The sequence below is a fragment of the Myxococcaceae bacterium JPH2 genome (assembly GCA_016458225.1).
Taxonomy (GTDB): domain Bacteria; phylum Myxococcota; class Myxococcia; order Myxococcales; family Myxococcaceae; genus Citreicoccus.
Genome location: JAEMGR010000001.1, coordinates 325,059 through 339,212 on the forward strand (window position 1 = coordinate 325,059; position 14,154 = coordinate 339,212).

Consider the following 14,154-nt stretch of genomic DNA (forward strand, 5'->3'; position numbering starts at 1 on the left):
CGGCTTGCTCGCTCCCAACCCCTCTGGTACGAGATCCGCCCCTTCGAGACTCAGGCGTGGCACAGTCAAGACGCATCCAGCCGTCTGGGTCGGAGATAGACATGAGCGAGGCCGAGCAAGCAGGCGCTCCAAGCAAGGAGCCGAAGATCATCAAGCGGTACACGAATCGGAAGCTCTACGACACCGTGGAGAGCCGGTACGTCACGCTCGATGAAATCGCCGCGATGATCAAGGAAGGCACCGAAGTGCGGATTGTTGATAACCGCACGAAGGAAGACCTGACCTCCGTCACGCTCGCGCAGATCATCTTCGAGGAGGAGAAGAAGAAGAACCAGATGCCGTTGTCGGTGCTGCGGGAGATCATCCGCCACCCCGGCGAGTCCATCTCCGGCTTCATCCAGAAGGAAGTCACGCCGCGCGTGGCGTCCATCCGCGAGGAGGCCGAGTCCCGGCTGGACAAGCTGCTGCGCCGCGAAGACGGCCGCCGCCCGGACGAGGTTCCTCCCTCCGAGCCCCCGGCCGAGGACGCCGCTCCCCCGTCGGACGCCAGCGGCGCGGGCCTCAATCCCGCGGACCTGCTCAAGGCCAGCCAGCGCGCTTTCGAGGACTGGCAGCGCAAGATTGACGAGCGCGTGAAGCACGTGGTCGAGAACCTCACCGGCAACCTGCCGGCGCTCGGCCGCGACATGCAGTCGCTCACCCAGCGGCTGGAGGAGCTGGAGAAGAAGCTCGAGTCGCTGGAGAAGAAGGACCCGGGCGCGCCGTAGTCGCAGTCAGGCGCGCCGCGTTGCCCGCCCTCGCCTCGGGGCGGGCTCGCCGTGGATTTCCGCAGCGATGGCCGCCAGCATCCGCGCGCCGGGGCTCCGTGGCGCGTACTCCCAGATGGTCTTCCCATGACTCTGGGCCTCGTCCACCTTGACGCTGTAGCCGAGCGGCGTGGCCGCCAGCGCGTCCGGGAAGTACGCCTTGAGCCGCTCCAGGATGGCCGTAGCGAGCGCTGTCTTCCGGTAGAGCGTGGGCACCACCTTGGTGACGCGCAGCCCGGGACACCCCTCGGCCTCCCCCACCTGCCGCACCGTCTCCGCCACCTCCGCGCAGCCGTCGAGCGCCAGGTAGGTCAGCGCCACCGGCACCACCACCTCGGTGGAGGCGACCAGGATGTTGCGCGTGGTGAGGCCCAGTGAGGGCGGCGCATCGAACACGACCGTGTCGTAGCCCGCCGCCTCCGCGGCCTTCAGGCGCTCGGCCAACCGGTGCGCTCGGCGCGCGTCCGCCGCCACCGCCACGGGGAAGTCCGCCATCTCCTTGTAGGCCGGCACCACGTCCAGCCCCTCGACATGCGAGGGCTGAACGACCTCCTCGAAGCGCACCGCCGCGTCCGTCAGCAGGTGGAAGACGTTGCGAGGCAGCCGCCGCACGTCCAGGCCCAGCACCTTGCCCGCGTGGCCCTGGGTATCCAGGTCCACCAGCAGCACCTTCTGCCCTCGCTCCCGCGCGAGCCATGCCGCGGTGTTCACCGCGAGCGTCGTCTTGCAGGTGCCACCCTTCTCGTTGATGAAGGCGATGCGCCGCATGCCGACTACTTCTTCGACTTCGCCGCGACGAGCGCGTCCAGCTTGCCCTCGACGGACGCGAGCAGGCGCTCCAGGTCATCCACCTTCGCGCGCAGCTGCTCCAGGTCCGCCGTGGACGGCAGGTTCATGGCCGACAGCGCCGTGCGCAGCGTCTGGTCCATCGTCCCCTTCGCCGCCAGCGAGCGCGACACCAGCGTCTGCACCGCCGCGACGAACTTCTCGTTCGAGAGCAGTTGCTGCGCCAGCTTGCCAACGCGCTCCTCGCCCGTCTCGACGAGCTTCTTCATCACCGGGTTGTTCTTGAGCATGACCGTGCGTTTCGCCCGACGGCCCGCGCGGCCCTCGGGAAGTCGGGATTGAGACGCCGCACTCTGTGGGGCGCCAACGCGGCGTGTCAAGCCAAGTGACACTGAGCGTGGCGCGCGGCGGACGGTCGTTGACTCCCGAGGGGCCCATCCCTACGGTTCGCCGCTCGTTTTTTATGGCCGGACTGCTCGACAAACGACTGTGGATCGTCTCCGGCAAGGGAGGCGTGGGCAAGAGCACCATCGCCGCCGCGCTGGCGCTTCGCTCGGCCCGCGCGGGCCGCCGCACCCTGGTGTGCGAGGTGAACACGCAGGAGCGCATCAGCGGGCTCTTGGAGCGTCCTCCCGCGGGCCCTGACGTGAAGCGCTTGGAAGAGAACCTCTGGGCGGTGGACGTGCGTCCCCAGGAGGCCATGCGCGAGTACGGCATCATGGTCCTGCGCTTCGAGACCCTCTACAAGACGGTCTTCGAGAACCGGCTGGTGCGCTACTTCCTGCGCTTCGTCCCCTCGCTGCAGGAGCTGGTGCTGCTGGGGAAGATCATGTTCCACCTGCAGGAGAAGCTGCCGGATGGACGGTGGCGCTATGACACGGTGGTGCTGGACGCGCCGGCCACCGGCCACGCCATCTCGTTCCTGAGCGTGCCGCAGGTGCTGCTGCAGACCCTGCCGCCCGGCCCCATGACGCGCGAGGCGCTGAAGATGCGCGACCTGCTCGTGGACCCCGCGGTGACGGCGGCGGTGCTGGTGGCGCTACCCGAGGAGATGCCGGTGAACGAGGCGGTGGAGCTGCACGCCGCGCTGAAGGACAAGGTGCGCATCCGCACGCACGCGGCCGTGCTGAACCAGTCCTTTCCCGAGCGCTTCACGGACGGGGACCTGGAAGCCCTCGCGGGCCATCCAGAGTTGCAGCGCGTGGCCCAGGCGCATCATGACCGGGCGGCGCTGGCGGTGCTGGCGGGCACCAAGCTGGAGCGCAACCTGCACGCGCCCGTGTATCCGGTGCCTCGGCTCTTCGTTCCTCGCTTCGGGCGCGACGCGGTGGAGCAGGTGATGGGGCACCTGGAGCCCCTGGTGACGGGAGAGACGTGAGCACGACGGCACTCAGACCCGCGCTCGCGAGCAAGCGCGTCCTCATCTGCGTCGGCTCGGGAGGCGTGGGGAAGACCACGGTGGCGGCCACGCTCGCGCTGCGTGCGGCGGTGGAGGGGCGCTCCAGCCTGGTGTGCACCATCGACCCGGCGAAGCGACTGGCCAACTCCCTGGGGCTCAACGCGCTGGGCAACGCGGAGGCAGAGGTCCCCGCCTCGGTGCTGGAGCCCATGGGCGTGCGCCCCAAGGCCTCGCTGCACGCGATGATGCTCGACATGAAGGCCACGTGGGATGACCTCATCACCCGCGTGGCCCCGCCCGAGCAGCGCGAGCGCATCCTCGCCAATCGCTTCTACCAGTCCCTCTCCACGGCGCTGGCGGGCAGCCAGGAATACATCGCCATGGAGAAGGTCTGGGAGCTGCGCCGCCGCGACGACTACGAGCTCATCGTCCTGGACACGCCCCCCACGGCGCACGCCATGGACTTCCTCGACGCGCCCAACCGCGTGCTGGACTTCCTCGACAACGAGGCGGCGAAGTGGCTGCTCACGCCCGCGCTGAAGGCAGGCAAGGTGGGCCTGTCCCTCTTCAACCTGGGCGGCAGCTACGTGACACGCGCGCTGGCGAAGTTCACCGGCGCGGAGATGCTCCAGGAGCTGTCCAACTTCATGCTCGCCATGTCGAGCATGAATGAGGGCTTCCGCGAGCGGGCGCGCGGCGTGCGCGCGCTGCTGGAAGACGCGCGGACAGGCTTCGTGCTGGTGACAAGTCCGTCGCCGGAGCGGCTGGACGAGGCCATCCAGTTCCACGCCTTGATGAAGCAAAACCGCATGGACGTGTTGGCGCTGGTGGTCAACCGCGTCCACCCGCTGCCCGCCCCATCGCTCTGGGACGAAGCCGCCGCGCTGGCCCCCAGTCGCCGCACGAAGGTCGAGGAGACGCTGCGCGAGCTTAAGGTCCTCGCGGAGCAGGACCTGCAGGGCATTGCCCTGTTGAGGAAGGCCTGCCCCGGTACGCCCATCATCCAGGTACCCCGCTTCGGGCTGGACGTGCACGACCTCACCGCCCTGTGGAACACCGGTCGCTACCTGCTCGGCGACGACGTGCTCGCCTGAGCGCCCCTGCTCGCCCGCCCGCTGCACGCCGGGCGCACTTGTGCAGTCCCATGCATCCATCAGGCTTTCGGCCCCTGTCGGACGGGGAGGCGGGAGCGCGCGGCACGCATTAAGCTGCACGCACCCCACCGGGAGGCGGGAACCCGCGGCGTCCCGCTGCTGTCCGGAGGGGCGCCGGTCCATCGGCCCAGGAGGATGTCAGCGTGAACGGTTGTCAGAGGACACACGGGGCCCAGGGCGTCCGGCGTTGGGTATGGCTCGGCCTGCTGGGCCTGGGGCTCGCTGGCTGCCGCACCACGGGCACGGCAGTGAAGCCGGACGCGCCGCCTGTGACCAAGCAGGTCCTGGAGTTCGAGCCGGTGACGGTGACGGCGGACCTGGAGCTGGACCGCCTCAACGACGAGGAGCTCTTCGCGGGAGGCACCTCCGCCTTCGCCGCCAACGACTTCAAGCAGGCGGCGCGCTACTTCGGGCGGCTGGTGGACTTCCACCCCAACAGCCCGCATCGCCGGCAGGCGCTCTACAACGCGGGCCTGTCGCACCAGCGACTGAAGGAGTGGGAAGAAGCATGGCACCGCTTCTCCGAACTCGCGGATGCGGCCCACGGCCAGGATGACGCGCTGGACGCCGCCTTCCGCGTGGCCGAAACGCTCTATCACCTGGAGCGCTTCGACGAGGCCGCCACGATGCTGGCCACCATCGCCGCGCGTCAGGACCTGAGCATCAACCGCCGGGTGGAGGCCCAGGTCCAGCAGGGCATCTGCCAGCTTGAGGCCGGCAAGTCCGAGGACGCCGAGACCACGCTGCGCAAGTCCATCAGCACCTACGAGGCGCTGCAGGACAAGGCCGAGGTGGACGACTACTTCCCCGCCCAGGCCCACTTCTTCATCGGCGAGATTTATCGGCTGCACTACGAGGACGTGAAGCTGGACCCGGCCAAGGGCAGCGACGCGCTCGCGCACGACCTCAACTACAAGGCCGAGCTGCTGCTGTCCGCACAGGGCCACTACCTGCGCTCCATCCGCGTGGGCAACGGCTACTGGGCCACCGCCTCCGGCGCGCAGATTGGCGCGCTGTACGAGAACCTCTACGACAACATGGTGAACTCGCCGGCGCCCGCGGAGCTGAACGCCGAGGAGGCCCAGGTCTACCGCCAGGAGCTGCGCAAGAAGGTTCGCGTGCTCCTCACCAAGTCCATCAACATCTACGAGCGCACGCTGGAAGCCGCCGAGCGCATCGGCTCGCAGAGCGCGTTCGTCGACCGCACGCGCGAGAGCCTGGAGAAGGTCAAGAAGCTGCTCCTCGCGGACGCGGACGCGGAGGGCGAGCCGGTGCCCACGCCACCCAACCCATCGGCACCTCATTCCTGACGGCCCTGGCTGGGCACAGGAGGGGCTCCAGGCATAGCGTGACGGCACATGGAGCCTCTCTTCACTCCTGAGCAGCTCGCGGACATTCACGCGTACCACCTGCCCTATTACATCCGGGCCGCGGTGGATCCCTTTGTCAGCCTGGGCCTGCTCGCGTTGATGCTGGGTGTGCTCGTCCACCCGCTCTACCGAGGCGCCAGCGCCGCCGCGACGGGCCTGGAACACCGCTTCAGCACACTGCGCGAGACCCCTGTCCTGCGCGTCCTCTTCCACGCCATGGACCGGCTGTGGGGTGAGTCCGGTTGGGGCGCCGCCATCCTCTTCGCCCTCGGCGTGGACCTGTTCATCAAGGTGCTCTACCTGCCGGTGGACGTCTGGTTCTCCTACGTCCTGGAGCATCGCCACGGACTGTCCACGTACACGCCCGGCGCCTTCGCCTGGGACTTGTTGAAGGGCACGTTGCTGGGCGCCGCCGCAGTGGTGGCGCTCGTCATCGGGCTGTATGGACTGGCTCGCCGCGTGCGCCAGTGGTGGCTGGTGCTCGGCGTGCCGGTGGCGGTGCTGATGCTCGTCGCCTCGGCGTTGGATCCCTACCGAGCCCGGCTCTACTTCGACCAGGCGCCCCTCCCCACCGGAACGCTGCGCACGCGCATCACGGGATTGATGGCCCGCGCGGACATCGCCTTCGCGGACGTGGTGGTGGAGAAGACCTCGGTCGCCTCTCGCCGCGTGGGCGCGTACTTCGCGGGCCAGGGCCCCACGCGAACCATCGTCCTCAACGACGTCATCGTCCGCGAACTGAGCGAGGACGAGATTCTCGCGGCGGTGGCCCACGAAGCCGGCCACGTCAACGAGAGCCGCTGGCCCGGACGGATTGCCTCGTCGCTGGCCTTGCTCGCCCTCTTGTTCGCCATCGACCGACTGCTGCGGCTTGCTCATGCACGCGCCTGGTGGGGCGCCACGCGCTTCGCCGACATCCGCACCCTCCCCCTCATCTCCCTGCTCCTCTTCTTCGTCATCATCCTGTCCAGCCCCATCTCCGGCGCCTTCTCGCGTGAGCGCGAACGCGAGGCGGACCGCTATGGCCTGCGACTGACCGGCGATCCCCAATCCTTCCGGCGGATGCTGGTGAAGGCCGCGCGGGTCAACAAGATGGACCCCCAGCCCCCTCGCTGGGTCGTCCTCAAGGGGATGAGCCATCCCCCCATCGGCGAACGAATCGCGGACATCCCTGTGCCTTGAAAAAGCAGCCGGCGGGCGGGCTCCCCTGAACTCCCTCGACAACACGCCGCCCGAGCCCACCCACCAGCAGCCGCCACCGGCCTGCCCCCATTCAGACCGGTGGCACTCCCCCTCCTGTGGGCGCGCCCCCTGTCGCGCCCACCTCCCTCACGCCGACGACGGCGCGGCGTCCCCCCGCAACTTCTCCACCGCCACCAACGCGATGGCCTTCACCAGCGCCCGCGCGCGACGCCCCGCCGCCGTCTCTCCGTGAGGATCCACCTCGACCGCGTTGGCGAGGTCCGTGAAGCCCTGACGCTCGCCCTTGCGCAGGTACAGCTCGCCGCGATTGGCCAGCGCCACCGGGTTCGCCGCGTCCCGCGCCAGCGCGGCGCTGTACTCGGCCACGGCCTCATCGAGGCGCCCGAGCTTCTGGTACACCGTGCCCAGCGCGGCCCGCGCGGCCGAGTCGCGAGGGTTCCCCTCCACGAGCCCTTCGAACAGGATGCGCGCCTCGTCCAGGCGCCCCGCCGCGGCCAGCTCGCACCCCACCTGCGCGATGGCCTTCGCCTCCTCGAACGTCATCCCCTCCACCTCGGCCCACGTCGACTCGCCCCGCGCGAACGCCTTGAGCTTGCGCGCCGTGCCCACGTCCATCCGCGGCTGCATGCCGTCCCCGTGCTTGATGATGCGTCTCATGGCGAGCCTCAGGCGCTGCGCAGGTTGGAGATCGCCGTCTTCGCCATCTCGTTGAACTTGGACGACATGTTGCTCATCAGGTCGAACATCGCCTTGCGCTTCTCCATCAGCTTCTGCAGGCGCAGCTCCAACTCCTGCATGCTGGTGTCGAGCTTCGCGGCGCGCTCCTTGTCCTTCTGACCGGTGCCGAGCTTCGCCCGCTCGTCCCGCGCGCTCGCCATGTCGTTCATCACCGACAACAGCTCGCCGTCCGTGTCCTCGGTGATGACCATGAGGATGGCTTGGATCTTCTCCTCGATGCTCATGTTCGGGTTGTCGAGGATGTCCCGCACCTTCGAGCTGCTACCACCCGCGGCCTTGCCACTTCCCGTGGAGGAGCTCGTAGAGGGTTCGGGTTCCGGCACCGCCGCGACCGACTGGAGCGCCGCCGTCAGGTCCTTGCGGCTCGCCGTGCCATCTGGCCCGCCGATGCCAGCCGCCATCTCCAGCCGGTTGAAGTACGCCGAGTGGTCCACGAAGAACTGCGCGCAGCGCTTGAGCGTGGGGGATGCGGCCTTGTCCTCGAGGATGGCGTGGAAGTTGGCCATCGTGAGCTTGTCGTCCTTGCGCCCCACCGCCGTGTCGAAGGTGTCCCAGTTCCCCGACAGCACCTTCAGGGCATCGCGATAGCCCTCGAAGTCGGGGTCCATGGCGCCGTCCTTCGACGAGCCCGTACCTGCTCCCGTCCCTCCCGAGGACGACGTTCCTCCCGCCGAGGACGACCCTCCGCCCGGCTTGGGCGAACAGCCCGTGCCCGAGGTGCCTCCCGGCGTGGACGGAGTTGCGTCGACGTCCTTGGGCGGAGGCTCGGATGGCGGACACGGGCGCGAGGCGCCCGGCTTCTCCGGACGGCCGTACTTCGCGAAGTCGGCGGAGAGCATCGCGAGCGCGCCGCGCACGTTGAGCAACGTGATGCGGTCGTCATCGCGCATCGAGGTGAGCACCGCCCACGGATTCGCGGAGGGCCCCGGCGTCGTCTCCAATTGCTCGAAGCGGGCCGAGTCCGACACCAGCACGCGCGCGGCGTCTCGCAACGCGGGGGACACGTCGCGGTCCGCGGCGACGCGCTGGAGGTCCGCCTTGGACAGCGAGCCGTCCTTCTTCCCATCCAGCAGGTCCAGGTAGCTGAAGTTCGCTTCGACCGTCTTGAGCGCCACTTCGTGGTCGAGCAGCTTCGGGTCCAGCGGACTGCCTGAAGTCGTGGAGGGCGGGGACGGGCGGGCATAGCCGTCACAGGCGCGGGACGTGTCCTGCTGGGCTCGGTACTCCGTCTTCGCGGGAGGATGCTTGGACAGCTCCTCGGCCACCCCGATGGCGCCGCTGGCCGCCATCATCACGTTGCCTGTCATCACGCCCCCCACCGTCTTCACGGCGTTCGTGACGACAGGTGGCAGGCCCAGGGCGTTGCCGGCGAGGTCCACCACGCTGCTCATGGGACCGCCCAGCAGGTTCGCCACACCTTTCAAAACATCGAGCATGGAAACTCCCGCGCGGCGGGTTCGAGTGGTTGCCGCTGGACGCCGCGCTCCGTCTGTCGGACGGGCCGTGAGGGTTGCAGCACGGGTGCCGAGCACCGCGCCGGGAGCCCCTCCAGCGAAATCCGCCAGTTAGGTCGGCGACCAACCAGGACGCGTCCCCGACCGCGGACGGAGCGGTCCGCTGAGGGAGATTGCGGTTAGAGTCCCGCGCCCATGCGCACCTTCGGCCTGGACTACGGAACCAAGACCATCGGCGTGGCCGTCTCGGACGGCCTGGGCCTGACCGCGCAGACCGTCACCACGGTGCGGCGCACCTCGCTCAAGGCGGACCTCGCCGCGCTCGCCCGACTGGCCCAGGAGCATGAGGTGAGCCGCATGGTCATCGGGCTGCCGCTCAACATGGACGGCTCCGAGGGCCCTCGCGCGGAGGCCTCGCGCAAGTTCGCGGACGTGGTGTCGCAGGCCCTGTCCATCCCCGTGGAGCTCTGGGACGAGCGCCTGTCCACCGTGGCCGCCACGCGCACCCTGCTGGAGGCGGACGTCTCGCGCGCCCGCCGCAAGGAAGTCATCGACCAGCTCGCGGCGCAGTTCATCCTTCAGGGTTGGCTCGATGCCCACCGGCCGCCCGAGACCCATCTCCACGCCGATGACTACGACCCGGAGCCGTAAGTGAAGAAAGTCCTCCTCGCCCTCCTCGTCCTCGCGCTGCTCGCGGGCGCCGCCGCGGGCGGCTGGTACCAGTTGCGCGAGCAGCGCATCACCGAGTTCGCCGCCACCGCGGTCACCCTCGCCACGCCCGTCACCGTGGACATCCCCTCGGGCACCGGTCCGCGCGCACTCGCCCGGCTGTTGACCGACCAGCACGTGACGACCGACGCGGAGCTGCTCTACCTCTACATCCGCCGCGAGAACCTGGGCCCCAAGCTCAAGGCCGGCGAGTACGAGTTCAGCGGCGACCTCACGCCCACGCAGGCCCTGGAGAAGATCCTCTCCGGCCAGGTGAAGGTGTACCGCTTCACCGTCCCCGAGGGTCTGCGCGCCGAGGAGATCCTCCCCATCGTCGCGGCGTCCGAGCTGAAGCTCGACCTCAAGAAGCTGGAGACGCTCGCGGCGAGCCCCGCGTTCCTGCGCAAGGCGGGCGTCCCGACGCAAAGCATCGAGGGATTCCTCTTCCCGGACACGTACACGTTCACGCGCAACGCCACCGAGGAGTCCGTGCTGACCAAGATGGTCGCGCGCGCGCTCGAGGAGTACAAGCACGCGGACGCGGACCGGAAGAACGGCGTGAAGCTGGACCTGCTCCAGACCTTCACCCTGGCCTCCATCGTGGAGAAGGAGACCGGCGCGCCGCAGGAGCGCCCGCGCATCTCCTGCGTGTTCCACAACCGCCTCAAGAAGGGCATGCGGTTGGAGACCGACCCCACGGTCATCTACGCCATGCGGCTCTTGCGCGGCGTGTACAACAAGAACATCACGCGCAAGGACCTGGAGACGCTCCACCCGTACAACACCTACAAGGTGGCGGGCCTGCCGCCGGGCCCCATCGCGAGCCCCGGCACCGCCGCGCTCCAGGCCGCGCTGCATCCCATCGATTGCGAGGACCTCTTCTTCGTCTCACGCAACGACGGCACGCACCTGTTCTGCCCCACCTACGAGTGCCACGAGGCCAACGTGCGCAAGTGGCAGGTGGAGTTCTTCCGCAAGTCCCAGAAGCAGGGCGCGAACACCGCGCATCCGTGACCCCGGGCGGACCCGCGTGTCCGCCGATGAGATGAGGAGTGGCGGACACACGTGTCCGCCTGCGCACACGGAGGCTACGGCCGGCGGCGGTACACGTGGAGGGGCGCGGAGAAGCCGTCCTGCTCCTCATACGTGACGCCGTCGAGCACCAGCGTGCGGCCCTCCAACCGGACTCCGGCGTCCTTCACCAGGGCGCCCTGGTCGAAGCGCACCAGCACCTGCGGCTGCGTCTCCTTCAGGCGCTGGCGGAAGGTGTCCCAGCGAACGCGGGCCATCCGCATCTCGGGCAGGCCCGAGAAGAAGGCGAGCTGGAGGTCCATGTAGCCAGGGTCATCGTCGATGGCCGCCGCGCCACCCTTCGCCGCCACCTCGTCCTTGAGGAAGCGCGCCACCTGCATCACCGCCACCGGGTTGGTGGACGTGGGGCTCACCGGCCGCAGCGAGTCTCGCAGGCCCCCTTCCGCGCGAAACGTGAACAGGCCCAGCGCCACGGGCAACGCCACCGCGAGCACGCCGCTCAGCCACAACACGCCCTGCCGCACCCACGCCGCGCGGCCCGCCACCACCGCGCTGAAGCCCAGCGCCACGAAGACGGGCAGCACCACCAGCTGCGTCACCGTGAAGCGCGCCAGCGGAACGAAGTTGAGCAGCACCGCCGCGCGGAAGGTGAAGTACGCGGCCGGCACCACCGCCGCCACCACCAGCCAGCGCGTCTCCGGGCGCTCGCGCCAGGCCTTCACCATGCCCACGATGCCCAGCAGCGCCACGCCGGGCGTCAGCGTGAAGAGCGCCACCCCGGGCCAGAACCCCACCTGCTGCAGGCGCCACCCAATGGAGCCGCCGCCCGAGTCCGCCACCCACTGCTTGTGGAAGTTCTCCACCGCCTTGATGGGGAAGAACGGATCGCCGTGCGCCATCTCGTTGCCCTGCATCCACAGCAGCGGGAACGGCAGACACACCAACCCGAAGCCCACCGCGCGCGTCAGCGCCACCACCTTGTCCTCGCTGCTGAAGACGAGCGACACGGTGAGCAGCGGGATGTACATCCACGCGTCGTAGCGCGTCGCACAGGCGAAGTTGAGCAGCACCGCCGCCCAGAACAAGGGCGAGAAGCGGTTCTCGTCCACCGCCTCCGCGTAGAGCGCGAACACGCCGAGCATGAAGAAGAGCGACACGGCCTCGCTGCCCGCCGTGGTGGAGAACTGCAGGTGCATGCCCCATGCGGCGAACGCGAGCCCCGCCACCATGCCCGCGCGCCACCCGAACAACCGCCGCGTCAACGCGAACAGCGGCACCACGGACAGCACGCCGAACAGGAGGCTCACCGCGCGCCCCGCGACCTCCCGGTCCATCACCGACAGCGCCGCGCCCACCGCGTACACGTGCAGCGGCCCGAACTGATAGGCCCCGTCGCCGTAGGACTTGATGACGTGCGGAGACTGCAACCACCGCTCGGCCAGCTCCGTGCGGACCACCGCGTCGCCGTAGAAGTTCTCGTTGACGGCGAACACCACCAGCCGAGGCACGAGCGCGAAGAGCAACAACAGGCCCAGGAGCAGCCGGGTGCTCGGCTCGACGTCGGGCGCGGGCACCGCCGCGAGGCCGGGCGCGGTGGCGGGGGGAACGGTTGCGGAGCTGGGGGCAGTCGCCATGGAGCGCGGGAGGATACGCAGGAAGTACGCAAAACCAAGCCGCCGCCGCGCTCTTGTGAGCTGCTTGCTCATCTGCGAGTGAGCCAAGGCTCGCCCGCCCTGGGAGCACCCGTACACGCCCCTCGCACCATCCGTGGGCCGGACGCCACGAGCGAGCGGGCGAAGCCCACGCACCGAGGCAGCAGGGAGACACCCGGTGCGATTTCGGCTCCAATGCGCGGATGCCGCAGGTCGAGGTCGTCTCCCTGGAGAAGACATATCCGCCGCCACCGTTCTCGTGGGCGCGCGGACGTCGCGCGACGGCTCGACCCGCGCTGCGCGGACTCTCCTTCCACGTGGACGCGGGCGAAGTGGTCGCGCTCATCGGACCGAACGGCGCGGGCAAGTCCACCCTGCTGCGCATCCTCTGCGGCCTCCTCCTCCCAGACGGAGGACACGCGCGGGTGGCGGGGCTCGATGTCGTCGAGGGACGCCCCGAGGTGCGCCGTCACGTGGGCGCCGCCCTGAGCGATGACCGGGGCCTGTCCCCTCGGCTCACCCCGCGACAGAACCTGCGCTTCTTCGCCGCGCTCTACGACGTGCCCTCGCGCGACGTGGACCCGCGCATCGAGGAGCTGGCGCGGATGCTGGAAGCCCAGCCCCTGCTGGACCGGGAGGTGCGCACCCTGTCCTCCGGGGAGAAGGCCCGCGTGGTGCTCATGCGCGCGATGCTCCACCAGCCGCGCGTGCTGCTCCTCGACGAGGTGACTCGCTCGCTGGACCCAGGGGCCGCGCGGCGCGTGCGCACCCGGGTGCTCGGCGAGGCGGCGGCGCGCGGCACCGCCGTGCTCTTCGCCAGCCATGACCTGGAAGAAGTCCGAGCCGTCGCCGCGCGCGTGGTGCTGCTGGACCAGGGCCGCATCGCATCCCAGGGTCCCTACGCGGATGTCCACCCGGCCGCGCAAGCGCTGTTCGCGCTCGCCGAGGACTCCGCATGAGGCGGCTGCTCGCCTTCCTCCGGCGCGACCTCCAGGTCGCCACCGCCTATCGCCTCAACGCCTTGCTGCTCGCCACGGGTGGGCTGTTCACCCTCACGCTCTTCTATTTCCTCGCCCGCGCGGTGGGACAGCCCGCGGCCCTCCAAGGCCGGTACGGCGGGGACTATTACTCCTTCGCGCTCGTGGGGCTCGCCACCGCCACGCTGCTGCGCTCGCTTCAGCGAGGCTTTGGCGAGGCCGTGCGCGCCGCGCAGAACGATGGCTCGCTGGAACCCTTGCTCGCCGCGCCGCTCCCCACCGTCCAGGTCGTGACCTTGATGGCCGCGGGCCCCGTGGCGGCGAGTCTGGTGCGCGCGGGCATCTTGTTGTCCGCGGGGACGCTGCTGTTCGGCGCGCGTCTGTCGTTGAACCCGCTGGGGTTCGCCGTGACGCTCATCCTGAGCGTCGTGTCCTTTGGCGCGCTGGGCCTCTTGTCCGCCGCGTTCGTGCTCGTCTTCAAGCGCGGCGACCCCTTTGCCTATGCGCTGGACATGGCCAGCTATCTGTTCGCGGGTGTTCTCTACCCACCCGACGTCCTCCCTCCAACATTGCATGCGCTCGCACGCCTGCTCCCCGCCACACATGCCTTGCATGGGCTGCGAGCCGCCGCGCTGAAGGGTGCGGGAATCCCTGAGCTGCTCTCCACCTGGGGCGTTCTGCTCGCTTTCAGTGCCGTGTTGTGGCCATTGGCCGCATTCGCACTCGCCGCCGCGCGCCGACATGTGGAGCGGACGGGGACGCTGCCCCACAGTTGAGGGAAGCGAACGTCCACTAGTCACGTGGACAGCGTGGCGCGGGCGTTCACCAATCGCATCCTCGTGAGGGGGGACCTACCCCCTTGGACGAGGCTCCCT

The 14,154-nt window shown here is 69.3% G+C and carries 14 protein-coding genes; 9 read left to right on the forward strand and 5 right to left on the reverse strand.

Translation table 11 applies throughout. The annotated features are described in order from the left end of the window. Positions 1-101: 101 nt before the first annotated feature. A complete protein-coding gene (locus tag JGU66_01420; GenBank protein MBJ6759401.1) occupies positions 102-767 on the forward strand; it encodes a transcriptional regulator in 666 nt (221 codons plus the stop codon). A gap of 6 nt (positions 768-773) precedes the next feature. On the opposite strand, the gene JGU66_01425 is transcribed toward JGU66_01420, so the two are convergent. After that, positions 774-1,574, reverse strand: coding sequence for a ParA family protein (locus JGU66_01425; protein ID MBJ6759402.1), 801 nt, complete (start codon positions 1,572-1,574; stop codon positions 774-776). A 5-nt stretch (positions 1,575-1,579) separates the two neighbouring features. Beyond that, positions 1,580-1,882: a hypothetical protein gene (locus JGU66_01430; GenBank protein MBJ6759403.1), complete on the reverse strand. Its 303-nt coding sequence runs from the start codon at positions 1,880-1,882 to the stop codon at positions 1,580-1,582. Between the two features lie 173 nt (positions 1,883-2,055). On the opposite strand from JGU66_01430, the gene JGU66_01435 reads away from it, so the two are divergent. From JGU66_01435 to JGU66_01450, 4 genes are all read left to right on the forward strand, one after another. Continuing rightward, on the forward strand, positions 2,056-2,970 hold the full coding sequence (locus JGU66_01435) for an ArsA family ATPase (GenBank protein MBJ6759404.1): 915 nt from the start codon (positions 2,056-2,058) through the stop codon (positions 2,968-2,970). Then, entirely contained in the window at positions 2,967-4,085 is a 1,119-nt protein-coding gene (locus JGU66_01440; GenBank protein MBJ6759405.1) for an ArsA family ATPase, read from the forward strand. Before JGU66_01435 ends, JGU66_01440 begins: the two co-directional genes overlap by 4 nt. Before the next feature lie 203 nt (positions 4,086-4,288). Further along, complete coding sequence (locus JGU66_01445; GenBank protein MBJ6759406.1) at positions 4,289-5,455, forward strand: tetratricopeptide repeat protein; 1,167 nt, start codon at positions 4,289-4,291, stop codon at positions 5,453-5,455. Positions 5,456-5,503: 48 nt separating this feature from the next. Continuing rightward, positions 5,504-6,697: a M48 family metalloprotease gene (locus JGU66_01450; GenBank protein MBJ6759407.1), complete on the forward strand. Its 1,194-nt coding sequence runs from the start codon at positions 5,504-5,506 to the stop codon at positions 6,695-6,697. Between the two features lie 147 nt (positions 6,698-6,844). Here the strand turns inward: JGU66_01450 and JGU66_01455 are convergent, their stop codons facing one another. Next, complete coding sequence (locus JGU66_01455; protein MBJ6759408.1) at positions 6,845-7,375, reverse strand: tetratricopeptide repeat protein; 531 nt, start codon at positions 7,373-7,375, stop codon at positions 6,845-6,847. 8 nt (positions 7,376-7,383) lie between these two features. Then, the gene (locus JGU66_01460) at positions 7,384-8,892 is read right to left on the reverse strand and encodes a hypothetical protein (protein ID MBJ6759409.1); all 1,509 of its coding nucleotides are present in this window, start codon (positions 8,890-8,892) and stop codon (positions 7,384-7,386) included. Positions 8,893-9,105: 213 nt separating this feature from the next. On the opposite strand from JGU66_01460, the gene ruvX reads away from it, so the two are divergent. Both ruvX and mltG read left to right on the forward strand, forming a co-directional pair. Next, positions 9,106-9,561 (forward strand): Holliday junction resolvase RuvX, encoded by a 456-nt coding sequence (gene ruvX, locus JGU66_01465; protein MBJ6759410.1) that lies wholly within the window; start codon positions 9,106-9,108, stop codon positions 9,559-9,561. Further along, positions 9,562-10,632: an endolytic transglycosylase MltG gene (gene mltG / locus JGU66_01470; protein ID MBJ6759411.1), complete on the forward strand. Its 1,071-nt coding sequence runs from the start codon at positions 9,562-9,564 to the stop codon at positions 10,630-10,632. It abuts the gene before it with no gap. 74 nt (positions 10,633-10,706) lie between these two features. On the opposite strand, the gene JGU66_01475 is transcribed toward mltG, so the two are convergent. Beyond that, on the reverse strand, positions 10,707-12,284 hold the full coding sequence (locus JGU66_01475; protein ID MBJ6759412.1) for a glycosyltransferase family 39 protein: 1,578 nt from the start codon (positions 12,282-12,284) through the stop codon (positions 10,707-10,709). 221 nt (positions 12,285-12,505) lie between these two features. On the opposite strand from JGU66_01475, the gene JGU66_01480 reads away from it, so the two are divergent. Next, the gene (locus JGU66_01480; protein MBJ6759413.1) at positions 12,506-13,261 is read left to right on the forward strand and encodes an ABC transporter ATP-binding protein; all 756 of its coding nucleotides are present in this window, start codon (positions 12,506-12,508) and stop codon (positions 13,259-13,261) included. Then, positions 13,258-14,055 (forward strand): ABC transporter permease, encoded by a 798-nt coding sequence (locus JGU66_01485; protein MBJ6759414.1) that lies wholly within the window; start codon positions 13,258-13,260, stop codon positions 14,053-14,055. The genes JGU66_01480 and JGU66_01485 overlap by 4 nt, the downstream gene beginning before the upstream one ends. The last annotated feature ends 99 nt before the right edge of the window (positions 14,056-14,154 follow it).